The 26,013-nt window shown below is 63.3% G+C and carries 25 protein-coding genes; all 25 read right to left on the reverse strand.

Annotation, left to right across the window (positions count from 1 at the left end):
• Positions 1 to 53 precede the first annotated feature (53 nt).
• A complete protein-coding gene (locus M1248_RS31045) occupies positions 54 to 707 on the reverse strand; it encodes a hypothetical protein (protein ID WP_083129064.1) in 654 nt (217 codons plus the stop codon).
• On the reverse strand, positions 704 to 1,351 hold the full coding sequence (locus M1248_RS31050; protein WP_083129063.1) for a DUF1109 domain-containing protein: 648 nt from the start codon (positions 1,349 to 1,351) through the stop codon (positions 704 to 706). The genes M1248_RS31045 and M1248_RS31050 overlap by 4 nt, the downstream gene beginning before the upstream one ends.
• Positions 1,348 to 2,808, reverse strand: coding sequence for an MCE family protein (locus tag M1248_RS31055; protein ID WP_083129062.1), 1,461 nt, complete (start codon positions 2,806 to 2,808; stop codon positions 1,348 to 1,350). The genes M1248_RS31050 and M1248_RS31055 overlap by 4 nt, the downstream gene beginning before the upstream one ends.
• The gene (locus tag M1248_RS31060; protein ID WP_083129061.1) at positions 2,808 to 3,947 is read right to left on the reverse strand and encodes an MCE family protein; all 1,140 of its coding nucleotides are present in this window, start codon (positions 3,945 to 3,947) and stop codon (positions 2,808 to 2,810) included. The genes M1248_RS31055 and M1248_RS31060 overlap by 1 nt, the downstream gene beginning before the upstream one ends.
• Positions 3,944 to 5,293, reverse strand: a complete 1,350-nt coding sequence (locus tag M1248_RS31065) for an MCE family protein (RefSeq protein ID WP_014211464.1) — start codon at positions 5,291 to 5,293, stop codon at positions 3,944 to 3,946. Before M1248_RS31065 ends, M1248_RS31060 begins: the two co-directional genes overlap by 4 nt.
• A complete protein-coding gene (locus M1248_RS31070) occupies positions 5,290 to 6,618 on the reverse strand; it encodes an MCE family protein (protein WP_317150691.1) in 1,329 nt (442 codons plus the stop codon). The genes M1248_RS31065 and M1248_RS31070 overlap by 4 nt, the downstream gene beginning before the upstream one ends.
• The gene (locus M1248_RS31075) at positions 6,615 to 7,643 is read right to left on the reverse strand and encodes a virulence factor Mce family protein (protein WP_317150686.1); all 1,029 of its coding nucleotides are present in this window, start codon (positions 7,641 to 7,643) and stop codon (positions 6,615 to 6,617) included. The genes M1248_RS31070 and M1248_RS31075 overlap by 4 nt, the downstream gene beginning before the upstream one ends.
• A 59-nt stretch (positions 7,644 to 7,702) precedes the next feature.
• Complete coding sequence (locus tag M1248_RS31080; protein ID WP_317150687.1) at positions 7,703 to 9,046, reverse strand: MCE family protein; 1,344 nt, start codon at positions 9,044 to 9,046, stop codon at positions 7,703 to 7,705.
• A gap of 5 nt (positions 9,047 to 9,051) precedes the next feature.
• A complete protein-coding gene (locus M1248_RS31085) occupies positions 9,052 to 9,909 on the reverse strand; it encodes an ABC transporter permease (RefSeq protein ID WP_163724466.1) in 858 nt (285 codons plus the stop codon).
• Entirely contained in the window at positions 9,906 to 10,715 is an 810-nt protein-coding gene (locus M1248_RS31090; protein WP_163724464.1) for an MlaE family ABC transporter permease, read from the reverse strand. The genes M1248_RS31085 and M1248_RS31090 overlap by 4 nt, the downstream gene beginning before the upstream one ends.
• Positions 10,716 to 10,848: 133 nt before the next feature.
• Positions 10,849 to 11,367 carry an intradiol ring-cleavage dioxygenase gene (locus M1248_RS31095; RefSeq protein WP_163724460.1) on the reverse strand — a complete coding sequence of 173 codons (519 nt, stop codon included), beginning with the start codon at positions 11,365 to 11,367 and terminating at the stop codon, positions 10,849 to 10,851.
• 2 nt (positions 11,368 to 11,369) lie between these two features.
• A complete protein-coding gene (locus M1248_RS31100; RefSeq protein WP_163724457.1) occupies positions 11,370 to 11,768 on the reverse strand; it encodes an SCP2 sterol-binding domain-containing protein in 399 nt (132 codons plus the stop codon).
• A 28-nt stretch (positions 11,769 to 11,796) separates the two neighbouring features.
• A complete protein-coding gene (locus M1248_RS31105; RefSeq protein ID WP_232076032.1) occupies positions 11,797 to 12,291 on the reverse strand; it encodes an aromatic-ring-hydroxylating dioxygenase subunit beta in 495 nt (164 codons plus the stop codon).
• The gene (locus M1248_RS31110) at positions 12,288 to 13,469 is read right to left on the reverse strand and encodes an aromatic ring-hydroxylating oxygenase subunit alpha (protein ID WP_163724450.1); all 1,182 of its coding nucleotides are present in this window, start codon (positions 13,467 to 13,469) and stop codon (positions 12,288 to 12,290) included. Before M1248_RS31110 ends, M1248_RS31105 begins: the two co-directional genes overlap by 4 nt.
• Positions 13,466 to 14,569, reverse strand: a complete 1,104-nt coding sequence (locus tag M1248_RS31115; protein WP_317150688.1) for a hypothetical protein — start codon at positions 14,567 to 14,569, stop codon at positions 13,466 to 13,468. The genes M1248_RS31110 and M1248_RS31115 overlap by 4 nt, the downstream gene beginning before the upstream one ends.
• A complete protein-coding gene (locus M1248_RS31120) occupies positions 14,566 to 15,591 on the reverse strand; it encodes a 2,3-butanediol dehydrogenase (protein ID WP_163724447.1) in 1,026 nt (341 codons plus the stop codon). Before M1248_RS31120 ends, M1248_RS31115 begins: the two co-directional genes overlap by 4 nt.
• Before the next feature lie 57 nt (positions 15,592 to 15,648).
• Positions 15,649 to 16,431, reverse strand: coding sequence for a glucose 1-dehydrogenase (locus M1248_RS31125; protein WP_317150692.1), 783 nt, complete (start codon positions 16,429 to 16,431; stop codon positions 15,649 to 15,651).
• A 64-nt stretch (positions 16,432 to 16,495) separates the two neighbouring features.
• Positions 16,496 to 17,863, reverse strand: coding sequence for a Rieske 2Fe-2S domain-containing protein (locus M1248_RS31130; protein WP_083129047.1), 1,368 nt, complete (start codon positions 17,861 to 17,863; stop codon positions 16,496 to 16,498).
• Between the two features lie 60 nt (positions 17,864 to 17,923).
• Entirely contained in the window at positions 17,924 to 18,433 is a 510-nt protein-coding gene (locus M1248_RS31135) for an aromatic-ring-hydroxylating dioxygenase subunit beta (protein WP_083129082.1), read from the reverse strand.
• 555 nt (positions 18,434 to 18,988) lie between these two features.
• On the reverse strand, positions 18,989 to 20,449 hold the full coding sequence (locus M1248_RS31140) for an aldehyde dehydrogenase family protein (protein WP_163687421.1): 1,461 nt from the start codon (positions 20,447 to 20,449) through the stop codon (positions 18,989 to 18,991).
• 196 nt (positions 20,450 to 20,645) lie between these two features.
• Positions 20,646 to 21,017, reverse strand: a complete 372-nt coding sequence (locus tag M1248_RS31145) for a ferredoxin family protein (RefSeq protein ID WP_308205963.1) — start codon at positions 21,015 to 21,017, stop codon at positions 20,646 to 20,648.
• On the reverse strand, positions 20,933 to 22,708 hold the full coding sequence (locus M1248_RS31150; RefSeq protein ID WP_317150693.1) for an FAD-binding protein: 1,776 nt from the start codon (positions 22,706 to 22,708) through the stop codon (positions 20,933 to 20,935). Before M1248_RS31150 ends, M1248_RS31145 begins: the two co-directional genes overlap by 85 nt.
• 122 nt (positions 22,709 to 22,830) lie before the next feature.
• Positions 22,831 to 23,340, reverse strand: a complete 510-nt coding sequence (locus M1248_RS31155) for an aromatic-ring-hydroxylating dioxygenase subunit beta (RefSeq protein WP_083129082.1) — start codon at positions 23,338 to 23,340, stop codon at positions 22,831 to 22,833.
• 945 nt (positions 23,341 to 24,285) lie between these two features.
• Positions 24,286 to 25,362 carry a dihydrodipicolinate synthase family protein gene (locus M1248_RS31160; RefSeq protein WP_317150689.1) on the reverse strand — a complete coding sequence of 359 codons (1,077 nt, stop codon included), beginning with the start codon at positions 25,360 to 25,362 and terminating at the stop codon, positions 24,286 to 24,288.
• Between the two features lie 166 nt (positions 25,363 to 25,528).
• A complete protein-coding gene (locus tag M1248_RS31165; protein ID WP_014211444.1) occupies positions 25,529 to 25,915 on the reverse strand; it encodes an SCP2 sterol-binding domain-containing protein in 387 nt (128 codons plus the stop codon).
• Positions 25,916 to 26,013 lie beyond the last annotated feature (98 nt).

Genomic DNA, 26,013 nt, shown 5'->3' on the forward strand with positions numbered 1-26,013 from the left:
TGCCATCGGGCTGACGAGGGAGACACCAGCAGACCTTGAGGTTGGGATGGTGCTCATTTCGGCTCGAAACCCGATATCAGCCAGCGGGATCCGACTTTGTCGAGGCTGACCTGAACGACGGAGTCGGTGTCTGTCGGCGCGTCGTTGCCCACGGTGGTGGTTTGGTCGACAAACACCAAGACGATGGCACGGTTCTTACCGGCGGACACGGAGGCAGCGGCTGACACCCTGGCGGTGGCCGAGATTCGCTTCTGCTGTGCTCCCGGAATTACGACATCGTCGGTCAACGATGTATATGAGTCGCGAAGCGGTCCCGTCAGTCGATCGCGCGCATCCTTCAGTTTCTCGGCTGCCGTTTCAGGCGTGTAGGACAGCATCGCGACCGTCGCTTCGGTGGCGACCTGAACGGTTTCCGCGCGGGCGCGGTCCGTGCCAGCGGCGGTCCCCGCTTGATACTTGAAGTAGGCCGCACCCAGCGCCAACAACAACGCGATAAAGGGCAAGAGCCAGAATGCGAGCATCCGCACAAAGGTGCCGCGACGATCGTCTGTCGAGTCGACATCGCCAGGGTCCTGGCATTCTGGCGCGTCGCCGGACTCACATCCCGACGAGTTGCTCGATGCGTTCCCGGGTGATGGCGGTGGATCGTCGACTTCGGCGGAGTGGACGGCATCATCCTGTTCATCTTTCGCTGGTGAAGTTCTCACGACACGAACTCCACGTCGGCGACCTTCACATCGTTGCCAACCTTCTGCACCGTGACGCGCATTCGCCATGCTCGGGGCTCCTGTTCGGGCCCATCGCCGACAGTGGTCTTCACGCTGACCGCGACCAGCACTTGGGCCGTGTCATGAGACTGGGACTCCAAGCCCGCCTCAGTAATGGTGCCGACCGATTTGGACTTCACTTTGTTGACCACGTCGATGAATGGTTGTGACCGCTGGGAGAACTCGTCGTAGAACGTGCCAGTCGCCGAGTCGAGAATGCGCTTAGTGTCGGCATCGGCGTGCTGCCAGTCGATCGTGGTTAGATCCAGTGCTCCTTGACGTCCGACCTGAACAAACAGCTGCCGTTGTTCGGAGGACTCATGCGTTTGGCGGGCCTGGTAGCCCAGCCAACTGGCTAGTGCGGCCATCGTCACGGCCGCCAGCAACCCCATCACAAGCGCTAGTCGCTGCGGCGGCATCGGGGTTCGCGAGGGGGGCGCGGTGTCCCCATGTTGTTTTTCGTTGGCGACTTCGGGGTCCCCGCCGTCGGCGCCTTCGGCCGAACCGACATCGACGGTGTCATCAGGGGCCGTCCCACTCGCTGTGGGATCGTCGGCCGGGTCGTCGGCGGTGTGGATGGTCACCGTTCACCGTCCTTTGGCGGAAGCAGCATGTCCTGCCAGGTCTGATCCCCGGCAGCATTCCGGCCCAAATCCGCCTGCCTGTACTGTTTTCCATCCGGTCCGATGTAGCTGCCTGTGCTCGGGTCGTACTCGGCGACCGGAATCGGGGCGGTCGCCGGCACCGGGGTGGGCGGTGGCGTTCCTGGCGGCAGCTGCGGAACCGCCTGACCGGACAGCGTCGCATTCGGATCGCCTTTCCAGTTGGTGCCGTCGTTGAGTGGTACGTAGTTTTCGTCGCTTTCGCACATCTTCACCGTGGGCGCACGCTTTCCCGGCCGAGTCACACAGGGCAGGTTGCGCGCTCCGCGGACGTTCGTGAGGCCGGATTCCTGCGGTATCCGGCAGTAGAAGTCACCGGCGGGCTTCGGTGGGTAATCCACTTCAGACGGTACGCGTTGCTGTTGGGCGGGTAGGTATCCCGTTCTGCACGGCGGGGGCACATTGAGGTTCAGGTTGAAGGACAAGAACACACCTTTGTAGTCCTGTTTGGTGTTTCGGTTGGCCAGTGCGGCACCTTGGAGGCCGGCGATCTCAATCGGGTAGAGGGCGAGGATCTGCTCGAGATTGGGTTGATAGGTCAGGGCCACTTGCCCGAGGCTGACCATATTGGCCAGCAGGATGGGCAGAGTGGGCCGTACGCGGTCAAACAGCTGACGTACCTGGTCAGCGGCGGGGGGTCCGTTGACCAGTAGGCCTTTCACCGATTCGTCGTGCAGCTGCAACTGATTGGTGATTTGAGCGAGATTGGCTGCCCAGGTCTGGATGGAGTCGGAGGTTTCGGTCTGGGTATCAAGGACGGGCTTGGATTCGTCGATCAGGGTGGTCAGTGCAGGCAGGTTGTTGCGCGCATCGATCGCGAGCGTGGTGGCACCCCGGGTCAGCCGGGAAAGTTCAGGCCCCAGACCACCGAAAGCCGTGTAGGACTCGTCGATCACCGTTTTGAGGTTGTTGCGCGGGATCGCTTGGACACCGGTGTTGACACCCCGCAGCAGTGCGTTGATGTCGGCAGGGACCGAGGTGCGGTCGGCCGATATCACGTCGCCGTTCTCCAACGGCGCGCCGTCACCGCTTCGCGGGACGAGGTCGACGAACAATTCGCCTACCGCGGTCTGGCTGCCCACGTGAGCGTCGAGGTCGGCCGGGATCTTGATGTCTGACTGCAGCGACAGCACGGCGTCGACGCCCGTGTCACTGAGGCGGACATCTGAGACCCGGCCTACCGTCGCGCCGCGGTAGGTCACGTTGGCGTTGTCGTACAGGCTTGCTGAGTCCTGAAGCTTCATGGTGACCTGATAGCGGCCGACACCGAAGAGCAGGCTCGGCAGCCGAAGGTAGTAGAAGCCCATGGTTCCACCGGCCAACAGCGTCACCGCTCCGAACACGGCCAGCTGCACCCGAACTCGTTTACTCAGGTACATTACGGTCCTTGGTCCAACCGGTAGGGGACAATTAGCGGATTTCGCGCGGTGTAGGGGCTTGGCAGTTGCCCGATCGTGCGGCCCCACTGCAATTCGAGTTCGGTGAGGTTGCCTTCGAACCGGGTACCGGTGAATAGCGCCGCGTCGATGCGACTTAATGTCAAGTCGACGATGGTGGTGATATTGGCGTAATCACCCCGCCACCACTTGGTCAGGTTGTCTTTCACAAACGGAATCGTGGTGAACAGGTTCAGTGAACGGGTCAACGCGGGACCGGCGTTCGCCAGTGATTCCAGTACCGGTCCCAGGTCGTTCAAGATCTGGATCAATGACTCTTGCGACTGGTTGACTGTGTCGGCGGCCAGTGCGCCGAATTTGCCGAGCTGGTCGACCGCCTCCACGAGCTGGTCGCGTTCGGCGTTAATCACCGCCAGCGCGTCGGGAATCGTTTCTAGCGCCTTGTCGATGACCGGTTTTTGTGCGGCGAACTGGGCGGCCAGATTGTTGAGGCTCTCGGTGGCCGCGATGATGTCGTCGATTTGACCGTTGACGTTGGCGGTGAAGGTGTCCAGTTGTGTGAGCAGGCTGCGGAATTCGTTTTCGCGGCCTCCCAGCGCGGACGTGAGTGCTGTGGTGATGTCCTGTACCTGCCCCACTCCGCCGCCGTTGAGCAGGAGGGAGACCGACGCCAGGGTCTGTTCGGTGGACGGGTAGGCCCCAGCCGAGGACAACGGAATCAGCGAACCGGCCCGGAGTTTTCCCGCCGGGCGAACATCGGTGGGGGGCGCCAACTCGATGTGTAGCGAGCCCAGCAGGCTGGTTTGACCCAGCGACACGGTCGAGTTGGCGGGAAGGTCGACGCCACCATCGAGTGCGAGGGTAAGCAGCGCATGCCACCCTCGACGCTCGATCTTCGTGACCGTACCCACATTGACGTCACCCACTCGGACACGCGAGTTCGGCTGAAGGTTTTCGACATCGGGCATTTCGGCTTGGATCGTGTAAGAGCCCTGCCCGTGGCCTTGCGTCCCGGGCAGCCGAAAGGAGTTCAAGCCGCGAAAACCGCATCCCGGCAGCGCGGCGATGGTCAGCGCGATCACGAGCACCGCGGCGGCACGAAAGCAGCGCTTCCCCGTCATGAGCCGCCCCCGGGTGGAATCATCATGCCGGGCAGCCCGGCGGCCGGATCGGTGGGCTGACCCGACGGGCCAGAAACCGGCACCGGGGCTTCAGCAGGCAGCGCTGGCCCGGCAAGCGGTGGCGGCGCATTCGGGTCGGAGGCGGTTGCATCGGGTGGCGAAATCGGTTGCGGCGGAACGTAGTCCGGCCGCATCCAGTCCTCACTGTACGTCACTTCATTCGGCCGGGCGCTGGCCTGGACGAACGGGTTCACCCCGATCGGGGGGAAGTTATATTGGCGGTTCTTGATGATCGGCGCCAAGTACTGCACGCATAATTTCGCCGATTGTTCGCTGTTCAGTCGCGAGGCGGCCTGTACTGCGCCGCACAAAAAAGTGATCGGATCCGAAAAGTTGGCGACGTTGAGCACTCCGGTGAGTGTGCCCTGGGCGGGCTTGTAGAGGTTGGCGGCGTTTGACAACGTCGTCGGCGCGATATGCAGCAGCTGTTTGATGTCGTCGATGCTGCCCGTCAGTGCATCGGAGACCGACGTCAACTTGTCCGACGTGGCGCCGATCGTCTCGCGGTTTGCGGCGACGAAGGCCGTCAGGTCGCCCACCACGTCATTGAGGTTCTTCACAGCGTCCCCGACTTCGGTCGGGTTGTTGGTCAGGAGCCCGGTTACCGCCGCCAGGTTCTGATTCAGCTGACGTACCAGCACAGTGCTGTCCTGCAGCGCAGACACGAGTGTCGAAAGATTCTTGACGCTGCTAAAGATGTCCGGGCTGTGATCGGCTAGCGCGGACACCGACTGTGACAACTGGATGATGGCGTCGCGTATTGCCGGGCCTTGGCCACGCAAGTTGTCGGCGGCGGTGTTTACCAGGGCGCCCAGCGTGCTGACTCCGCCGGGCTCGGTTGGCTGCAGCAGTGTCGTCAACCGTTCGAGCTGTTGCCGGAACTCGTCGAACTCCACTGGAACAGCGGTGCGTTCTCTGGGGATGACGGCGTTGTCCTGCAGCATTGGGCCACCGGTGTAGCCGGGGGTCAATTGGATGGCGCGAGAGGTCACCAGCGTCGGCGACAGGATCACCGCTTTGGCCTCGGCGGGCACCGTGTATTTGGCGTCGAACCAGAACGCGATTTTGACTAGTGTGGGCTGCGGCTCGATGGCCTCGATCCCGCCTACGCGAACGCCCTTTATACGCACATCATCGCCGACGAACACTCCGTTGCTGTTGTCGAAGTAGGCGACGACGTGCACACGATCGACCTGGTGTGCCGCACGCGTCACCGCAATCGCGCCGCCCACAATGAGGCTGACCAAAACGATTGCCAGTGCGAGTTTGGTCCGAGAGTTTGTCATGGTCTGCCTTGGGGGATCGAGGAGTCTGTTGGTCCGGGCGCGACTTCGTCGGGCGCCGGCAGGAAGACCGGGCTTGGCGTCGGCGGCTGTGGGAACTGCTGATCGGGTGGCGGGGGTGCCGGCGGACCTGGCGGGGGGCCGCCTGGCGGCGGGGCCGGTACGGGTTCGCGGTACGGGTAGCGGGGATCGCCCGGGTTTCCAGTGATCGCATCCGGCAGAGTCAATTTGGGGTCGCCGCCTTGGCCGGTCCTCGGATATGGAATCGGTAGCGCCGGGGTGCCGGGCTGGCCCACCTGGGGGTCGGTGCGCTCGGAGGGCAGCAGCACGTTGGGATCCAGACCGAGATCGGAGAATGCCGCATCGACGAACGGTTGAATGAACTGTCCAGGCACTAGGTTGGCGAGGTAAGCGTTGAAGAAGGGACCGGCAGCGACGGTCTCGCCGAACTGCATTGCATAGGCCGCCAGTCCTTTGATGGACTCTTGGATCTGAACTTTCCGGTTGTCGAGGATCGCGAGAACCTCGTTGAGTTTGTCGAGTGCAGGTTTGAGCGTCGTCTTGTTTTCCGCAATGAACCCGGCGATCTGCCGACTGAGCTGAGTGATGTTCGTCGAGATCTCATCCAGCGCAGCGCTTTGCGAACGCAGCTGCGCCAGCAACGCATTGGTGTCGGAGATCAGACGCACTATGTCGGTAGTGCGTTCGCCCAGGACGGTGGTCGCCTTGGCGGCGTTCGCGAGCAGTTCGCGCAGCCGGGCATCGCGCTGGTTGAGAGTTTCCGAGAAACGTGCGACACCCGCGACGGCGAGGCGCAGGTCATCGGGGGTGTCTTGGAGCGTCTGGGACAGCACTGCTAACGACGTTGACAGTTGCTCGGTGTCGAGCCCGCTGATGGTAGTCGTAAGGTCTCCGAGGGCGTCCGGCAATTGATACGGTGAGGTCGTCCGCTCGACAGGGATGGCGCCGGAGAGTGTCCCCGCGCCGCGGGTAGTGAGATCAAGGACCTTATTGCCAAGCACACTGGTCGTCTTGATCGACGCCTCGCTGCGGTCCCCCAGCCGGATACCGTCGGCCACCGTGAACTTGACCAGTACCCACTGCCCGTCGAGCGTGATGCTCTCGACTTGGCCGGCGGGAGCGCCCGACACCCGCACCGGAGCTCCGGTGGTCAGTCCACCAGCCTCGTCGAAATATGCCGAATAGGTCTTGCCGGAGGAGACGAACGGCAGCTTGTTGTAGTTGAGCGCGCCGACTACGAGCACGGCGGTGGCCAATACACCGATGGTTCCCATGAGAACGAAGTTGCGCTCCGCGAACGGCTTCATTGGGGTGTGCACCTGCCGCTACTTTGTCCGACCAGCTTGATGTACACGGGTTGTCCGCCCTTTCCATTCACTTTCAGCAGCAGATCGCACAGGTAGAAGGCGAAGTAGTTGCCGTAGAGCCCTTGCCGCAGCAGTACTCGGTAGGCGTCGGGCAATGTATTTAGGAGGTTGTCGAAGTAGTCACGATCTGCGAGCACAGCGGTCGCGGTGCGATCGGTCTCGTGCACAGTTTTCTGCAGCGGTGGTCGGGCTTGTGCGAGAAGATCGGCGATCGAGCGGGCAGCCTCGTTGGCGTAGGCCACTCCGTTGCTGATGTCCTGCTTGCGGGCTTGCAGCCCGTGCACGAGCTGCGACAGCGAGTCGACAGCCTTGCCGAATTGCTCGCTGTGGTCGCCCAGCGATCCCAGCACCACGTTCAAGTTGACGATGGTTTGCCCGATCAGCTCGTCTCGGTCGGCCAGAGTGTTCGTCAGCGCTGCGGTCTGAGCCAGTATGGAACCGATCGTGGCGCCTTGACCCTGAAAAGCTGCGATGAGTTGGCTGGTGAGAGTGTTGACCTGTGTGGGGTCCAGGGCGCGGAACAGCGGCCGGAACCCACCGATCACGGCGTCCAGATCCAGTGCCGGCGCGGTGCGATTCAACGGAATCGTGTCGCCGGGCCGCAGTTTCTTGGTCCCGCCCGCGCCTTCCTCGATCGCCAGGTAGCGGTCTCCGATCAGGTTGTCGTATTTGATGACAGCGCGGCTGCCGTCGGTGAGTACCACCGAGTCGTCGGCCCCGAACTCGACCTGCACCGTGGAGTCATCGCGGACTGTGATGGTTTGGACCTTGCCGACCTCCACACCGGCGATGCGGACGAAATCCTCGCTCTCCAGTCCGCTGACGTTGGTGAAGACAGCGGTATAGGTCTGTTCGCGCTCGAAGCGCAGCTGCGCGAAGACGGCAAAGAGGGCAAATGCACCCAGAGCACACACGAGCACGAAGATGCCGAGGCGCCACAAGACAGCCGACACTCTATTGGTCACGGCTATGCTCCCCTCCGATCATTTGCAGGTATGTTTCGAACCATTTGCGTGGCGGGCGGTCACGGTGGTGTGGGTCCCCGTGACGGCGGTGGCGGGACCCCGGGATATAGGGGCGTTCCGTCGGGGCCGTACTGGGGTGCGCCGTAGGGCGGCGCACCGGGGTAGGGCATGGGACCGGGCGCCGGGCCGCCCGGGTAGCGGATACTCGGCGGTTCGGGGACCGCCCGAGTCACCGGGAAGTAGTTGGCGTACCCAGGGAATCCGATGCCGGGATTGGGCCGCCAATCCAATCCGGTGCCGAAGCCGGTGTTGGCGATCAGCTGTCTCACCGGGAAGTTCTGGGCGACGTCGGGGAGCGAGCCGCACCCGGGCTTGCCTCCTTCCCCGCCCTTAGCAGCGTTGATGGGCAAGTTTTTCGGATACCGGTACGGGTCATATCCCGGCAACAGCTCAGCGTCCATGATGAGAGACTTGCCGTTTCCGCCAAGCATGTCGGCATAGCCGGAGTCCAGAGTGGTCTTGGCGCCGACGATCAAGCAGGTGAGCTCGGGGTTGTACTTCATAAGCAAGTTCGTCGTGGGTTCCAGCAGGTTGACCGCAGTCACCAGGTTGTCTTTGCTGGCCCCTAGCAGGTCCACTCCGCTGCGCGACAGCCCCACTACGTTGAGCAGCAGCGCATCGAGTTGCTCGGCATGGCTGGTGACTGTCGCGCTGGTGGTGGTCGCGGCGGCCAGGGTGTCGATGATGTTCTTTGCCGCGGCGCTGTAGGTGTCGCTCACACCTTTAAGCGCGCGGAAGTCCTCCCGCAGAGTGTCTGTGCGCGGATTCAGCTGCAGCAGAACCTGATTGCTCGCGGTGATCGCTTCGCCGATCCTGTCGCCCTGTCCTCTCACGCCCTCGGCAAGCGCGCTGAGTACGGCATTCAGCTTGAACGGGTCGATCGCCTTGATCAGCTGCACCGCGTTTTGAAACACGGTGTTGACCTCGGTGGCGACGTTCAATGATCTCAGCACCGCTCCCGCGGACAGTCGCTGTGGGCTTGGGTTGGGTGGGTAGACGAGGTCGACGTACTTCGCCCCGAACAGGGATATCGATTGGATTCGCGCCTCGACGTTGGCCGGGATGTATTGAATCTGGGCAGGGTCAATGTCCAGCTGGATGCGGGTCGAGTCTCCGCCGCCGACAGAACTGACGCGGCCGACCTGCACCCCGCGCATCTTCACGCGGGAGTTGGGCTCCAGCACCAGACCGGAGCGGTCCGCTGTCAGAGTCACCGGCACGCTTGGGGTGAACGTCCTGTTGAACATGGTCAGACTTAGCACCACCGCCGCGACGATGCCCACGACGAGCAACATCGCCCACCATTCAGGGGAGATCCGACGAGCGCCCATACCGTCTGCCATATGCGTCACCCCGCGTAGTTGAAGTTGCCGGTCTGGCCGTAGAGAGCCAGGGTGACTAACAGAATCACCATTTGAGACGCGATCAGTGAGGTCCGGGTCGCGCGCCCGACCGCCTCGCCCACGCCCGCGGGCCCGCCGGTGGCGTTAAGTCCGTAGTACGTGTGGATCAACATGATCACCAGCACTTCGGCGACCGTGACGGCGAAGGAGAAGAACACAGCCTGCGGACTGAGAAAGGTGTCGAAGTAGTGGTCGAATACTCCGGGCCCTTGCCCGTAAAAAGCGGTGGTGATGACCCGTACCGAGAAGAACGACATCAACAAGGCCACGCAATACAGTGGAATGACCACGATCATGCCGGCGAGCAAACGGGTGGAGGCCAGGTAGGCGATGGGCCGGATGCCCATCACCGCTAGCGCGTCGACCTCCTCGTTGATTTTCATTGCGCCCAGCTGCGCGGTGGTACCAGCACCGATCGTCGCGGCGAACGCGAAGGCGGAGCTGGCCGGGGTTACCAGCCGAACGTTGACGAAGGCAGAGGTGAAGCCTGCCAACGCTTCCACGCCGACTTGAGACATCTGGTTGTAGGCCTGACTTGCGAGGGCGCCGCTGGTCGATAAGTTCAAGAAGGCAACGACGGCCACGGTGCCACCAACCACCGCTAGGGATCCCGCTCCGAGACCGATCGCGGCGATCTGGCGCAGCAATTCAGCCCGATAAATACCCACCGCCTGGACGATCGAGGCGACCGACTGTCCGTAGAAGTGGGCCTGATCGCCGAGATCTCTCCACTTGGCCCTCCACTGGCTCAAAGAGCGGGCGGTGCCTGGAAACCGCTGCCGTAAGACAACGCCGGCGCTCATTTCGTGACCTCGAACCCGACCGCAGTGACGATGGCATTGACGACGAACAGCAACAAGAACGCAATGACAACGGTTTCGTTGACCGCGTTACCCACACCGGCCGCGCCTTTTTGCACCCGCAAGCCTTGGTAGCAGGCAATCAGACCCGCCACGAAACCGAACAGCGTGGCCTTGACCAGAGACACGAGGACATCGCTGAGACCCGTGATCAGCGTCATACTGGCAACGAATGACCCGGGAGTCACGTGCTGGAAGTACACCGAGAACAAGAAAGCGCCCAGGAGACCAGTCACGGTCACGACAGATGACAGGAGCACCGCGACCGTCGTCGTCGCCAGCACCCTGGGGACGACAAGGGAATGGATCGGGTCAAGCCCCAGGACCCGCATCGCATCGACTTCCTCGCGGATGGTGCGCGACCCGAGATCGGCGCACATCGCCGAAGCGCCCGCGCCCGCCACGACGAGAACGGTCACGAAGGGGCCGATCTGGTTGACCGCGCCCAATGCGGCGCCGGTTCCTGAGAAGTCGGCGGCGCCGAATTCGCTGAGCAACGTGTTGAAGGTGAATGACGTCAGGACAACGAGGGGAATCGACAACGTCAGCGCGGGAACCACAGAAACCCGCGCCACGAACCATGTTTGAAAGAGGAACTCGCGCCATTGAAACGGTGGCTTGACCATCGCGACGAACATGTCCAGCGTCATCGCGTAGAGCCCGCCAATAATGCTGAGTGGTTTCAGCGCTTTGACGTCAGCCGCTGTCGGGAAGGCTGCGACCGTGTTACGGAGGGAAAAGCGCTTCACTCGAAGAACCCATTACCGTGCTGAGGTGCGCCTCCGGGACCGTCGGCGTCGCCGCGGCCACGCCGACGCCAACAGCATCGCCAGAATGCGTCCATGACAGCCGGTACGGCGAGGCCGCATCGCCCCAAAACGTTCACGTCACTGCTCCCTGGCGCGACTCATCAGAGGTTTCAGCCGTCACGCAAATTGCTGGCCGCAGTGTGATGTCGAAACGAAGTCCGATGTCGTCGCGGGTCGTGATAAGGGCTTGCCGCTGCTCGGCGGGCAAGCGGCGCAGCAGGGAGTCTTTGGCGAGATGGCACCCCGGAAGGTAGGCGCGGGTGATCAGCCGATCGAGACCCCCCCGGGCTTCTACTGATACCGCTATGAACGGTGCTGATCCGTGCTCAGGTGCTTGAGGCGGCACCATTTTCACGCTGTATCGACCCTGTTGGTCGGTGATGACGCAAGTCGGTCGAGCATTAATCCAGCCGTCGCTCCGAAGCAGTCCGGTCTTTTCCACCGCGTTGTTGTCGTCGCCCGCGGAAAGCCAGGTCTCGATCAAGGCGTCAGGAACTGGTCGACCATCTTCACCGGTGATCACCCCGTGAAACTGAATGGCCCCGGAGGCGCCGGCCCTCCGGTCCCAACGCCACCGCGAAGTAGCTGCCATCCTCAGTCTCCCCAGACGAGTCCGTCGACCTGGCCTACGAGGCGGAGTCCGGCGCCGAGCACCGCCATGTTCGCCATCGCCACCTTGATCGGGCCTACGAATTTGATCTTGCGCGTCGCGATGGCGCTCGCTACGCCGATCTCGCCTTCCGCTACCCGGTGCCAGACGCTCGCGGTTGCAGTCAGAACGAAGTCCGGCTTTCGCCCTTGGATCTGCACCCCGCCGTAGATGGCCTCACCATCGGTAATCTCCAACTGTGAGATCTGGTCGTCGGCGTCCTGAACCCGCCATTCGATCAGCATGCTCAACTCTTTGGCACCCTGCCGGATCTCGGCCGAGTCATTCCACAGGTCGCGGTACGCGCGTGCCCACTCAGGCGACATCAACGCAACGGCAGTCATTATCGAATCCTCTCCTTCGGTCGATGAGTCAAACGGGGTACACCAGATAGCGCGGCGGAGTGTTGTCCACCACCACGAATTTCTGCTGGAACAGCGCGGTTTCGTCGCCAAGGACCACGACGTCTTCGCTATAGCCGCTGACCAAGATCCCGGGCTCGCCGGAGGAGCCGGTGTAGGCGACGAGGACGTTGGACCGTACCTCCCAGCGGTCTTCGCCGACCTCACGCATCGCCGTACGCTGCTGAATGTGGCGGGTATCGTAAGGTTCGACCGTGCCCGCCCAGACCTCCTGGATCATTTTCACGCGGTCGGCCAGCCGTTCTCGGCAATCGTCCATCATGTACGCCAGCGGCAGACCCTCACGGACGTTCTCCATCGCGCGCACCTCGTAGGCACATTCCGGCGCGAACAGGGCCAGCCAGGCGGTGAAGTCTCGCTCGTCGACTGCGCGTGCGTAGGCTCCCAGCAGTTCGTCCACCAGGTACGCGGCACGTGCCCGCCGATCTTCGATGCTCGATGTCAACAAAACTCCATCACCTCCTGGTAGTGCGCCCACCAGCCGGTGTTGGCGACCTCATCGTTCTGCGACGATTCCGATAATGGTCGGCCGACCCCGGCGACAAACCGCTGATAGCCGCCGTCACGCGCGGTCGCCTGCACGCGGTTGTAGACGGCGGCGTCCTCGATACTGATAAAGCCGCTCGGCCCGAGCAGGTTCGACGACTGGCGGACTCGGTGGCGTGCGAAGTCCTCGCTGTCACTGGCGTGGCCGAAGAACGTGTATCGAACCTCGGTACGATCAACCCCGAGCGGGCGGGCGTACCGGATGTTGATCGTGTCGACGTGACGCACGATCCCGGTGACCGGCCGTAACGCGATGACGCGAGCTCGGCTGTCGTCCCCCTTCCGCGTGACCACACTCGGGTCAGCCAGGAAGCCGTTGTCTACGTAGGGTTGCGCATCGTACAGAATCGACATGTGCCCGTAGGGCTCGCTGACCAGCACGTTGCCGCTGCCGCCCTGCCAGTTGAGTAGTTTGAACGCGCTGTGCAGCAGTGGCGCGTGGTAGGGATCGTTGTCTATGTAGGTCTTCCAATTACTCTGGAACACCACCGTCTGGTAGCCCAGCAGCGTCAAGTCCCCGTCGTCGAGCATGCAGTCGCGCAACGGAGCCGCGCTATCGCCGAGGTAATCGTCGAACGGCGGCGGCTCATCGGCCATGCTGACGAAGATCAACCCCCACGACTCGACTAGGTGCAGTTCTCGTAGGCCGTAGTCCTCCTCGCGGAAGTCGGGGCGAAACTGCATGCGGCGTGGCGCGCCTGCGAACCGGCCGTCATTGTTGAAGAGCCACCGGTGGTACGGACACTCGAATCGCTCTGCGACCCCGCACCGGCGCTGCTCCAGCAGCGTTCCCCGATGGGCGCAGGAGTTGACGAACACGCGGATGCGGTCATCGCCGTCCCGCACCATCAGCAGCGGCACGTCGGCTAGCCATCTCGTCCGGAAGGCGTTGCGCTCGGCCAGCTCGGCCCGGTGCGCGATCGGATGCCAGTAGGGGCCATAGAAGATGCGGGTGAGCTCTTCCCGGTAGACGTCGGGGTCGCTGAACACCTCCTTGGGAATGTCCGCGGCAGAGGTGAACCGTTTCCGGATCGCCGGCTGTACATGGTCGAACTCCAGCGTCGGTCCAAGCTTCACTGCGCTGTTCCTTTCTTCGGCGTCGCGATGTGGGTGATCGCGCCGAGGCCGTCGGCGAGGCACTTCCAGGTGTGGCCCTCGTCTTCCGACACGTAAAGCCCACCCGCCGTGGTGCCGTGGTACAGCAGCAGCTCGCCGCCATCAGTGAGCTCGCCCTCCAGCGCCCAGACCATGTCGAACAAGCCGCGGTCGTCCGCGCTATCCAGCCGTACCCAGGAGGCGCCACCGTCGTTGCTGCGGAAGAATCCCACGTCGGCGCCGCGGCGTCGGCGCAGTTTGGACGGCGACAGGAAATAGACATTGCCGTTGAGCACGCCCATCACCAGCCGGCGCACTGCGGCCCACTTCGGTGGGATGCCGTCGGCCGCGGCGAGGAACACCACGTCGGGGTCGGCGGGATGCACCACGATCGCGTCTTCGGTGTAGTTGCGCTCGCCGAGTCCGTCGTTGGACTGCACCCAGCTCGATCCTCGGTCGGTGCTGCGGTAAATGCCCTTGCCACCGCGGTAAGGCTTGGTGTCCTGGCCGGTGGTGACAATGAGCCGGTCGGGAGCATCATGGTGCAGGACCACGCGGTGGATGTCGTGACCGAGGCCGTCGATCTCCTCCCACGTCTGTCCCCGGTCCCGGGTGACCAGGAGGGAGCCGACTTCAATGCCGGCGTAGACGACGTCAGCTTCGCGTGGGTGCACGGCGATGGTACGGACATGCGCGATTCCCGGGCGGATGGGGAAACTCCACCTTTTCGCTTCCGGTACGCCGAGTACGTTTCCGCACTCGGCCCAGGTCCCGTCTTGCCACCGCAGCAAGTGCGCTGGTTCGGTTCCGGCGTAGAGCGCGTTGGGTGTGTGCGGGTCGAACGCCAGGGCGCGCACGTCGCGATGGGCGAGGCCATCGCCGAGGTCAGTCCAGTGGTCTGCGCCCGCGGTGGCCAGAAACACGCCGTGCTTATGGACGGCGACGGCGACGCGCTCGTCCTGGACAGCCAAGGCCATCACCTGCCCCGGCAACTCTGGCCAGGCCCGGGACTTGCCGTCGCCGGACACGGTGAACACACCGCGGCTTGTCGCGGCGACGACCATCAAGCCTCCCTCACTCACGGCTTCACCAGCACCTTGACCAAACCCTCCCGGCCCTCTAATAGCCCGCCCAATCCCTCCTTGACAGCGCGGTCCAGCGGGATTCGAGCGGTGATCTGCGGCGTTAGCGCGAGTTTTCCGTCAGCGATCAGGGCGAGAACAGCCGGGAAATCGTCGAACATGTCGTAACCGAAAACCATCCGGAGCTCTATCTCCTTGAGCAGATGGCGGTTGACATCCAGCGAGGCCGAACCGGCCCATGACGACATCTCCATGAAGCGGCCTTGTTTGCGAAGGCAGTCCAGGCCTTGTGTGAACGCCTCCACGCTGCCTGCCACATGGAAGACGACGTCCACCCCTACGCCCCGTGTCTCCTCCAAAATTCGCGCGGTGGTCCCGGGGTCATTCGGATCGAGCACCAACGTCGCACCGAGGTCGCGCGCCAGGCTGCCGCGTACGCCGCTTGGCTCTGTGACGTAGATTCGCGCAGCTCCGGCTGCGCGTGCGCACTGGATCACGGTGAGCCCGAGTGCCCCGGCGCCGAGGACCATCACCGTTTCGCCGAGGAGCAGTTTCGCTCGCCGCACCGCGTGGAACGCCACCGCCGTCGGCTCGGTCAGCGCCGCCACCTCGAGGTCCACCACGTCCGGCACTCGGACCGCGAGCCGAGATGGCACTGCGACGTAGTTCGCCAAGCCCCCGTTTCGGGTGAAGCCGATCCACCCTGGGCGCTGGCACAAGTGATAGAGCGCCCGGTGGCAATAGTGGCAGCTCCCGCAGAAGTCCATCGGAATCACCGCGGCGCCCTCGCCAATGCGGGATTGGTCGATGCCCGCTCCAACCTCAACGATCCGGCCCGAGATTTCGTGGCCGAGCACCACTGGCGGCTGCGAGAAGGTAGGCCCCGCGACAAACTCGTGGAGGTCAGTTCCACATAGTCCGGTCGCCGCCACCTCGATGATGACCTCACCGGCCTGCGGCGCCGGGTCTGGCACCGATGTCAGACCGACGTCGTTGTTGCCGTTAAGAACGATCGCTTCCATCTCAGCCCGCGGCGCTTTCGTGGGTCCGGCGACGATTCCAATGGTTAGGGACCATGCTCATACCGCCTCGAACGCCCGGAAAGTGACGCCGGCGGTCATGCCTCCGTCGACCGGCAGCACGGCACCAGTGATGTAGGACGCCTCGGGCGAGGCAAGAAACACAGCCGGTGCAGCGATCTCGTCTGGTCCTGCGAAACGCTGCATCGCGCAGAGGTCAACCATCATCGAGGCGTGTTCGGGGTGCTCGGCCAGGAACCGTTCGATCCTCGGCGTACGGGTGCCCCCAGGGGCGATCGCGTTCACGCGGATGTTGTCGCGAGCGAAGTCGAGGGCCATGTTTTTCGTGAGCAGCACGACCCCGCCTTTGCTCGCGCTGTAGGCGGAGCACCTGTTCTCGGCCAGAATCCCGGCCGTCGACGCGACGTTAACGATCGATCCGCCGCCACCCTGGCGTAGCAAGGGGATTACGGGTTTGGACATCTGAAAGACACTGCCGAGGTTCATGTCGATCTGGCTGCGCCACTGCTCCTCGCTGATCTCCTCAACATTGCGGGCCAGGCTCCCGCCGACGACGTTGAACAGTGCGTCGAGCCGCCCGAACTCGGTCATTGTCCGTTCGACGACACCGTTGGCGACCTCGCGGAGGCAAACGTCGCCGGCGACGCCGCAAACTGCCGCGCCGGACTCGGCCAATTCGGCCACGGCGGCATCGAGACCCTCGCCGTCGGTGTCGGCCATGACACAGCACCCACCTTCGCGGCACCACCGCATGGCGATCGCCTTACCGATCCCCGCCGCGGCGGCGGTGACGATCGCGACCCGGCGGTCCCCCGCCGTCACGGCACTCACGCGGCGCCGATCGTTGGACGGGCGCATTTCGCGCACAGCCTGGGTAACAGGTTCATCAAGCACGCCCACCGAATGCGGCAGGTTGGCCCATGTATTCCAGCCATCTCCCCCAAAACCGCCGCTGGTTCTGCTCGGCGTACCCGCTCGGGAGAGCCTCTCCCGGCCCTGGCCAGTCGGTGAGCGGAGTCAAGTCCATGCCCATCTCGTAGTTCAGCAGGCCTGCACCGGCGAACGGACCCTGGACAGATTCGGTGATGGCCTTCCATGCCTCGGCGTCGTCCTGTTCGAAAACACCGCCCGGGCCGAAGTTGTTGACGTAGGACGCCTGGGACGCATCGCGCAGCCATTCCGGAGCGTCGCGTTCGACCAGGAACCAGGAGAGGATTTCCATCCGATCATGAGAGAGCGGATGCCACACCCGGAACGTGATGAAGGGGGTTGGGGGCGACATATGGTCCGGCGCGATGGTCACGTTGATGAACGACAAATTCGGGAACACGGTGCCGTGAATAAAGGCCGAGCGTCGCATCATGTCCTTGTGTGCCGGCGACGGATAGGACGCCGCCATCTGGTCGACGACTTCGTCGGGGTATCCCTCGTACTCGGGAAAATCGGCGAGCGTGGGCGGAAAGCCGAGTACGCCGACGCCGTGGCCGTTCTGCAGCGAGATCTCCGCTGGTGCGCTCGCGAAGTTCGGGTCACCGGGCGCCATTCCCAGCTCGACCATGGAGCGGTGAGCAAAGAGGGTGTGGTAGGAGTCGCCGACAAAATTGTCGGCGGCTGTCTTCCAGTTCGCCGACATCACCCATCGATGCGGTGCCCCTATCACCTCCAAACCGCCCGCCGTCTTCTTCGCAATGAGGTCGAGGTAGAACGTCGTGTCGCCGAGGTAGTCGGTCAGACTGGGCGCTTTAGGATCGACGCTGCCGAAGATGAATCCGGCGTACGAGTCGACATGGGGGATGTGACGTAATCCCCACTGCGACTTGTCGAAGCCGCCGGGATAGGCCTCCCTCATCGCCGGCACACCGACGAGCTCGCCGGTGTTGCTGTACACCCAGCCGTGGTACGGGCACTGGAAATGCGCGGTGTTTCCCATCTCCGCCCGGCACACGAGCGCACCACGGTGTCGACAAGAATTGGACAGCGCCTGGATCCGGCCGGAGCTGTCCCGGCAAACGATCACCGAATCGGCCCCGATGTGCCGCACGACGAAGTCGCCGGACTTGGTCAACTCCGACTCATGTCCGAGGAACACCCACGCTCGTCCGAAGATCCGCTCCATCTCGATCGTGTGCAGCGCAGGATCGCTGACGACGCGGGCCGGTAAGCGCCCGACCTTGAGCCCGTCCGCTACGTCGCGCAACGCGAGCCGCAGGTAGGGATCGGTCGCGTCAGCTGTTCCGGTTGTTTCGGTGGTCATATGGTCGGGCCCTTTCTGGAATTGGCGATATCCACGAGGAGGTGGTGAGGGGAGCTGGCCCTACAGGAATACCGACAGGTTGTCGATGGGCAACGTCGAGTGGTCGAGCAACACCTCGCGCCGAGCCAGCCGCAGCGAATCGTCGGTCCGGCGCAACACGTCGACGCGTTCGGCCGAGAGCAACTCCCAGCGGCCGCTATCTCCGCGGCTGCGAAAGAACAACAGGTTCGAGCGCACGGTCAACTCATCAGTCCCCGGTCCGGCAGTCGTGCGGATGTTGGACACGAAGTGCCGGGTCCGCGACCGAGGTGACTCGGCCCACGAGAAGTCCGTCTCGCCGCGAAGAACCCGCATCTCCAAACCCGTGTAGTCGTCGTTCCAGTGCGCGATCGCGCCCACCCAACCCGCGGAGTCCTCCCTCGTGGTGCGCACCGGAACCACATACCGGATGTCGGGGTCGAGCAGACCCAACCATTCCCGGAACTGCCCCCCATCGAGTAGCTCCGCCTCCCGGAACATGAACGCCTCGACAGCCTCACGGGTATCCCGATCGACCCCGACCGCATTCATCACACCGAACTCCTCGATCAACCCGTCAACACTCACTCTCTATTCTGCTGAACAGATGCGTCCTCCGCTGTAGAGAATGCTAGATACGTCACACCGGCCCGTCAAGACGCCATGTCGGAATGAACCACGACCAAAACGGCTCCCACAGCAAGCCCCACGGCGCTCCCCGAACCAGCCCCACGGCACACGTCATTGACGGCCAGCGAACCTGCAGACGACAACCGGATGTATCGCCCGGTCGTCGCCTTGCCCGGCGGCTTGACAGCGGCGGCGGCCCTTGCAATGTGCGCACTGTCGGTGAGAGCGCTGCCGGCGTTTTCCTCGTCAACGCGCGGCAGCACACGCACGTCTATTGGCCGGTCCCTACGTTATGAGGGTCGAATCGCCGCGATTAGAGGGCTGGAATGGATCATTAATGGCGGCAGCCTGCTAAAGCACGCGCCGCTCATGCCTCCGCACCTTCGGCGGAGTTATCCCTATGCATCGATACCGCCGCGTCGTCGTCGCGGATCTACGCCCGTGACGTTTATGTGTCGGTCAGGCTCCCGGCCGGACTCAGGACAGCGGAGGGCCTGGCGGCCCGATGCGACGGCTGATTGTTTGTAATTCGGTGTAGGAATCCAGGCTGGCTGGAGAGAATTCGCGTCCCAAGCCGCTTGCTTTCGCCCCACCGAAGGGTGCGCGGGGGTCGAGGGAGGTGAAGGTGTGGCTGTTGATGAAGACGGAGCCGGTGTCGAACCGACGGCCAAGCAGGAACGCCCGCTCTTCATCTGACGTCCAGATCGAGGCGGCAAGCCCGTATTGCGATTGATTCACGAGCCGGATCACGTCGTCCAGTTCGTCGTATTTCAGCACGGGCACTACCGGGCCGAACTGTTCCTCTTCGACGATTGCGAGGCGGGGATCAGCCGCAGTGACCACGCTGGGCATCATGAAGTGGCCGTGGTCCCAGGCCGCCGAATCGAGCCGCTGCCCGAGGGTGGTGACGGTCGCGCCGCTCGAGCGCGCGTCGTCCACGATCTTCTCGACGAGGTTCTTCTGCTGAGCGTTGTTCAGCGGCCCCATGGTGACTCGGGGGTCGTCGCCGGGCCCGACGACGATTTCATCCACGGCGGCTGAGAACGCTTCCACGAAGCGGTCGTGGATGCGGGTCGGCACGTAGATACGTTTGAGACCGAAGCACACCTGGCCGGTGGTCGCGAACGCGCCTTTTACGATCTGCCGCATAGTCTCGGGCGAGAGGTCGACGTCGTCGAGGAGGATCGCAGGGTCGTTTCCGCCCAGCTCGAGCGTCACCCGCTTGATGTCGCGCGCGGCCGCGGCCATAACTTTGCGCCCGGTATCGATGCCGCCGGTGAAACCAATCTTGCGAATTCTCGGGTGAGCGACGAGTGCTTCTCCGACCGCGTCGCCTCCGGTGACCATGTTGAGCACGCCCGGAGGAAAGTGCTGTTGAAGGGCTCGGATGACTTCAGCGAGAACCAACGGGGAGTTTGCCGCGGGCTTTAACACGACTGTGTTGCCGGCGACGAGCGCGGGCGCCAGCTTCATGAATGCCAGGACCACCGGGAAGTTCCACGGCGTGATGGCGGCCACCGGCCCGATTGGGCGGCGGCGGATGAGGGTCGTGCCCCCGGTGTCGCGAATCTGTTGGTCTGCCAGGATTTCAGCCGAAATGCCTGCGGTGTAGCCGCAAATGCCCGACGCGAATTCGAGGTCGACGTGCGACTCTTCGAGGATCTTTCCGTTCTCCCGGCTCAGGATCGGCGCATATTCCTCGATCATGTCGTGGATCGTGCCTGCGGCGGCAAGTAGTGCTCCCTGGCGTTCTTCCAGGGGCCGCGACGACCATTCTGGGAACGCCATTGAGGCCGCTGCAACCGCTTCGTCGACCTGCCCGGGTGCGGCGTCTGGGACCGAACCGAGCAGTACTCGGATATCAGCCGGGCTGACGACGTCGATCGTCCGGTCGGATGTTTCCTCACGTCCGTTGATGATGAGGTTTGCGTTGATCATGCCGAAGTCCTAACTTTCCTGCGGGGAACGGTTGATTTGTGGGAGCCATGTCTGGGTCATCGGAGGATCGCCCGGCGACCGCCAGATAAGTGCCGAATCCGGCGCCGGCCGCATCGGGGGACCATCATCGCCTGACCCCGCAGCCTGGACCTTGCCGAAGCCGAACACGTCCCGGCTTGCGCTACTCCGAAGGACATCAAGTTTTATTTTCGTCGGGCGGAGAGTCGCCGCTGCCGTCGAGGGGCTCTACGCCCGGGAGGAAGGGGTCCGGGATCACTAGTGCGTGGCTGACAACGATCGCGTCCACGTGGCAATCGATTGCGCACAACCGACAGGAATGACAGTCGTTGGGGTAGATGATCTTGGCTCGCCACTTGGTCGTGGCCCACGGTTCGTCGCCCTCCACCAGCCGGATCACCCCGGTTGGGCAGCTGTCGATGCAGACGTTGCACCCGTCGCACGTTGTCTCGTCGATGCTTTCGATCACTGAACCGCCGCCTCCTCGCGGTAGCCTTGCGGCACGGTATATGGACTTGGATGGCGGCCGGGCGGGGCCTGCACCGGCCACGACTGGATCGGCAGGTCGCGTTCGCTGAACTGCAGGTCGAACTCACCGCCGCTGCCCCGGCGCACGAGCAGCCACTTCAGCCACTCATCGTTGTCGGCGTAGGGGTAGTCGATACGAAACAGCTCCCCGCGACTTTCGGTGCGCCGCTTCATCGCCTCACAGGTGATGATCGCCAACGTCAGGTATGCGCGCACCTCGTGCGCCTTCTTAAGTTCTTGATAGTCCGGCGCGAAAACGTAACGCAGTACCCGATCCCGGATCCGGTACAGCTCAGCGAGCGCTGAATCAATCCGTGCCTCCGACTTGAACAATGCGAATGCCGGATTGGCCGTCGCCTCGCCGATGGCTTTCCACACATCAACCGGCCGGACCTGCCGCAGCCGACGCATCGGCGCGAAATACTCCGCGAAGCTCTCCTGCGCCTGGTTCTCCCACACACTGCGCGCTACCGCGTGACCGCCGCGCGCCGCCGCCGCAGTGCCCGCCCGGTACCCCGCAACCGCGGAGAAGCTCGAGATCCCGCTGCCAGAAATTCCCGACATCAAATGCGGACACGCCGTGCCATACCCGGCCGCGTACAGGCCGGGCACTGTGGTGGCTCCGTCCAAGTCGATCGTGGGACCGCTGGTGCTGCTCGTGCCGAGCACGATGAACGGGGTCACCTCCAGCAGGTCAGTGGAGGGATCGACCTCAAACTCGGTAAAGGCGCGCCGCACCGTCGGAGACACTTCATACAGCACCTCTAGATCCGCCTGTGGTACGTGACGCAAGTCGAGATAGCACGGCCCTCGGCCCTCCACCATCTCGGTCATGATCGCGCGCGCGATGGTGAACAGCCCGCCCTTATCCCCCCAGATCGGGTCATAGCGGTCCATGAAGTACTCGCCCGCCACGTTGCAGAACTTGCCACCGATCCCCTGAATCTTGGCTTGACCCGGTGTGAAGAATGAACGATTGAAGTAACTCCAGGCGGCGAACTGGCCGAACTCCATGCCGGCGAACTCGGCACCCACTCGCCACGCCGCCACATGCCCCTCGCCGCTGCAATGGTCGGCGAACGCGTAATGCAGCTTGGGATACCAGGGGCCGGTGTTGAGGATGACGCTGCCCGCCGTAAAGACATGACACTGGCCAGTGACAACGTTTACCCCCACCGCACCACACACCGCACCAGCGGTGGGCCGGCACCCGTCGGTGGTCAGCAGATCGATCACATCGACTCGCTCGAACAGACGCACCCCCGCCGCCTTCATCCTCTCCTTGAGGATTTCCATACACACGCGACCATCCACACCCAGCGTGGTGCCAAGGTTATGGCCGCGGACCGTCACATACTTCAGCGACCCATCCTTATGGGTGGAATAGGGCACACCCCACCCGATCTGCTCGTTAACCCTGTCATAGGCCTCGGCTATGTACTGCTGCACCCAATCCTGATCGGCCAAATAATTGCTGCCCACTACGAACTCGCGCGCCCACTCCGTCATCTCCTCACCCTGCACCCGGTGATCAGGGGCGTATTGGCTGTGGACATACGTCATCGGCCCTGCCCGAGACACCACCGCCTTCTCCACCAGAATCACCGACGACCCCAACTCGGCGGCCCGTAGTGCTGCCCGCACTCCGCCAATTCCCCCACCCACCACCAAGACGTCGCATTCTTGGACCGACACATCCAGGTCACTGCCCATAACGTCAGTCACGCCTTCACCAACATCTCGATCACGTCCGTCTCGGTTGTTTCGGTGGTCATATGGTCGGGCCCTTTCTGGAATTGGCGATATCCACGAGGAGGTGGTGAGGGGAGCTGGCCCTACAGGAATACCGACAGGTTGTCGATGGGCAACGTCGAGTGGTCGAGCAACACCTCGCGCCGAGCCAGCCGCAGCGAATCGTCGGTCCGGCGCAACACGTCGACGCGTTCGGCCGAGAGCAACTCCCAGCGGCCGCTATCTCCGCGGCTGCGAAAGAACAACAGGTTCGAGCGCACGGTCAACTCATCAGTCCCCGGTCCGGCAGTCGTGCGGATGTTGGACACGAAGTGCCGGGTCCGCGACCGAGGTGACTCGGCCCACGAGAAGTCCGTCTCGCCGCGAAGAACCCGCATCTCCAAACCCGTGTAGTCGTCGTTCCAGTGCGCGATCGCGCCCACCCAACCCGCGGAGTCCTCCCTCGTGGTGCGCACCGGAACCACATACCGGATGTCGGGGTCGAGCAGACCCAACCATTCCCGGAACTGCCCCCCATCGAGTAGCTCCGCCTCCCGGAACATGAACGCCTCGACAGCCTCACGGGTATCCCGATCGACCCCGACCGCATTCATCACACCGAACTCCTCGATCAACCCGTCAACACTCACTCTCTATTCTGCTGAACAGATGCGTCCTCCGCTGTAGAGAATGCTAGATACGTCACACCGGCCCGTCAAGACGCCATGTCGGAATGAACCACGACCAAAACGGCGCGGAGCTAACGACGATGCTGCACAACCGATCTGGACGCGAGCTCACGTGGCGGCTCCAGCCGATGCGCGATACCCGGGCGCCTGACGCGTCACCTTATGTCGGCGAGATCACGCTAAATCCTGACGAATCAGGCATTTACGACGCGCTCGGCAGGCTGCGGCAGTTCAAGCAAGATCGAGACCGGGACGTGTTGATCTCGTTGACCGACTTGCCTTTGCGCCGGGGCCGCCAGCCGGTCACGGCGGAGGTTTTGGCGATGTCGTCGTGCTGCCGGTGCCCTGCTGGGAGCTTTCGGCCGCGGGGCTCGGGAACAGAAAGCGCTCGCGGCGGTCGCTGCCGCTACTGTCCGCGGCGAAGCCGACAAACACCCCGGTTGCGGGCGTTAGCCGGCTTCTCTCCCCGGATCGCCCGGGTCGGCAGGCGATGATGATTGTCGCACCTATGGGTTCGGACATCTCCGAGTGATCGCCGGCGTGGTCCCTGGCAGACCGCCCGTGGCGCTTGTGACTTGTGACATGCTCGCTGCGGCCACGGCGGCGAAAACGCTTGTTACGCCGAACATCTGGGTGCTCGGCGACGCGTTGGGTCGGGTGCGACTTCCTATCCTGACGCTGCTCTCGATCACAATCCTGACTGGCTGACCCATCATCGTGCACGGGCTCTGGAGAAGCCCACCAGGTCGGTGGCCGCGAGCAGGCGGCATTGTTCAACCTCGCCACCGTCGCAGTGCTCGGCTTGGCAGTCCTTCCCGAAGTTCAGCCGGTGCTGAGTGGGCTGGCGACGTTGGCTACAGACCTAGACGCCTAGGTGGCGGGCGTGGTCAGCAGGTCGCCCTGAAGGTTCTTTCCCGGCGTCGACGACGAGGCGGGGGTGCCGTTCGCCGCGGCAGGCGGCAGCCCAGCGGCTTCCCTTGACCGGTGGTAGCGCTCCGCAAGTCCTGCCCAGCGTTCACCGTAGCGGTGCGCGGAGTCGACGACGGTCTGCGGTATGTGAACGAAGGGCGGCCGAGCAGCCCCAGCACGCCCATAGCCCGCAGTGTCGATTGCGATCTTCCACCAGGCGGACTGCATGGCTTGGAATTCCTCCATAGTCAAGCCCAGCGTTCGAAATGGCGCCTGCATCTGGTCGGCGATGGTCGCGGCCTCTGCCCAGTCGCCACGCTGGCATGCATCGCGCAGCGAAAGCGCGGGCCAGGGACCCATGCATACGTCGATGCTCCACGCTCCGGCAGCACCGAACATCATTGCGGGGTACATCAATTGGTCCAAGACGAGGACCGACATCTTGTCCTTGACCGCTTTGATGGCGCCGATCACATTGAAGATGTCCATCGAGGTCTGCTTGAGCGCAACGATATTGCGAATCTGGGCCAGCTCCCTGAATGCACCGGGCGGCAATGTGATGCGGAACGCGTGCGGGTTCTGGTAGATCATGATCGCCAGCTCCGGAACGGCCTCGGCGAGGTCTTTGTAGTACTGGACCGCGTTCTCGGCAGTCTGCGGCAAATACATCGGCGGTCCGCTCATGATGCCGTCCGCCCCGAGGTCGGCGATGACGCGGGCGCGTCGGATCGAGTCGCGCGTGTTGAGCGTACTGGCACCAACGAACACCGGAACCCGAGCGTTCACCGTCTCCACGACCGTGGTGATGAGCGTGCGGTATTCGTCGTCGGAAAGGGTGTGCGACTCGCCGGCGCTGCCGGTCGTGACGATGCCGTCGACACCATCACGAACCAGTCGATCAACCAGAGACGCCAGCGCATCGGTGTCGATCGTGTCGACCGCGTTGACATCGGCGGCGTCCGGCGTCGAGCAGGCCGGCACGAATCCCCACAACCCCTTCATGTCGCTGGGAACGAGTTCGCTGGTGCGTGTTGTCATGAGCCGTGTCCAATCTGGTTTGAGGATTTTCGGAATGGCTTTGTTGGCGGTATGGTCGCGCCGGACCGTCCAGGGTGGGACTTGAGCCGATGGTAGGTGCCGATGCACTCCCGTTCGTGGCATTGTGTCCCTCGGCGCGAAGTCAACTCAGGCGCCGCGATAAATGCTAGTAGTCGATGTCTAAGCCGCTCTCGAGTTCTGCGAGCCGATCCTGGGCTTTTCCGATCGACATCATCTTCATCATGTTGCCGACGGCTTTCATCTGCCCGGTCATGGCCGCGGTCTGGCCGTTGAGCGCACCCCGAGACAGCTCGACGTTTGTTTCGTAGCTGAGCTCGGCCTCCACGTCGGGCGTGCGCGGCGGGGATCCGATACCGACGATGAGCGACCCGTCAGAGAAATGCATGTAGTAGTCATCGCTGGCCGGGCTCTGCGACACGGATACGCGGAGCACCACGTCATGTCCCTTCGCTGCAATGCGGAACCTCTCGTCGGCATTGGCCGCGTCGGTCACCGCAGTCGCCCAGTCGTCGGTTAGGAACTGGATCGCCATTTAACCTCCATATGATCGTTTTCGTCGTCTCGTCCGTCGAGCCGTTCATGTTGTTGCGGCTTCGAGTGCTCCTGGTGGTGTTTGGGCGACCATCTGGT

This window comes from Mycobacterium sp. 29Ha, from assembly GCF_032883055.1.
GTDB lineage: Bacteria > Actinomycetota > Actinomycetes > Mycobacteriales > Mycobacteriaceae > Mycobacterium > Mycobacterium gallinarum.

Bases quoted from the DNA above. Each gene is read 5' to 3' on its own strand.
- M1248_RS31150 (WP_317150693.1), bottom strand. From the start codon at position 22,708: ATGGGCAGTGACCTGGATGTGTCGGTCCAAGAATGCGACGTCTTGGTG.
- M1248_RS31130 (WP_083129047.1), bottom strand. From the start codon at position 17,863: ATGACCACCGAAACAACCGGAACAGCTGACGCGACCGATCCCTACCTG.
- M1248_RS31085 (WP_163724466.1), bottom strand. From the start codon at position 9,909: ATGAGCGCCGGCGTTGTCTTACGGCAGCGGTTTCCAGGCACCGCCCGC.
- M1248_RS31165 (WP_014211444.1), bottom strand. From the start codon at position 25,915: ATGGCGATCCAGTTCCTAACCGACGACTGGGCGACTGCGGTGACCGAC.
- M1248_RS31070 (WP_317150691.1), bottom strand. From the start codon at position 6,618: ATGAAGCCGTTCGCGGAGCGCAACTTCGTTCTCATGGGAACCATCGGT.
- M1248_RS31065 (WP_014211464.1), bottom strand. From the start codon at position 5,293: ATGACAAACTCTCGGACCAAACTCGCACTGGCAATCGTTTTGGTCAGC.
- M1248_RS31055 (WP_083129062.1), bottom strand. From the start codon at position 2,808: ATGTACCTGAGTAAACGAGTTCGGGTGCAGCTGGCCGTGTTCGGAGCG.
- M1248_RS31060 (WP_083129061.1), bottom strand. From the start codon at position 3,947: ATGACGGGGAAGCGCTGCTTTCGTGCCGCCGCGGTGCTCGTGATCGCG.
- M1248_RS31160 (WP_317150689.1), bottom strand. From the start codon at position 25,362: ATGACAACACGCACCAGCGAACTCGTTCCCAGCGACATGAAGGGGTTG.
- M1248_RS31140 (WP_163687421.1), bottom strand. From the start codon at position 20,449: ATGATCAACGCAAACCTCATCATCAACGGACGTGAGGAAACATCCGAC.
- M1248_RS31155 (WP_083129082.1), bottom strand. From the start codon at position 23,340: ATGAATGCGGTCGGGGTCGATCGGGATACCCGTGAGGCTGTCGAGGCG.
- M1248_RS31135 (WP_083129082.1), bottom strand. From the start codon at position 18,433: ATGAATGCGGTCGGGGTCGATCGGGATACCCGTGAGGCTGTCGAGGCG.
- M1248_RS31080 (WP_317150687.1), bottom strand. From the start codon at position 9,046: ATGGCAGACGGTATGGGCGCTCGTCGGATCTCCCCTGAATGGTGGGCG.
- M1248_RS31100 (WP_163724457.1), bottom strand. From the start codon at position 11,768: ATGACTGCCGTTGCGTTGATGTCGCCTGAGTGGGCACGCGCGTACCGC.
- M1248_RS31095 (WP_163724460.1), bottom strand. From the start codon at position 11,367: ATGGCAGCTACTTCGCGGTGGCGTTGGGACCGGAGGGCCGGCGCCTCC.
- M1248_RS31120 (WP_163724447.1), bottom strand. From the start codon at position 15,591: ATGGAAGCGATCGTTCTTAACGGCAACAACGACGTCGGTCTGACATCG.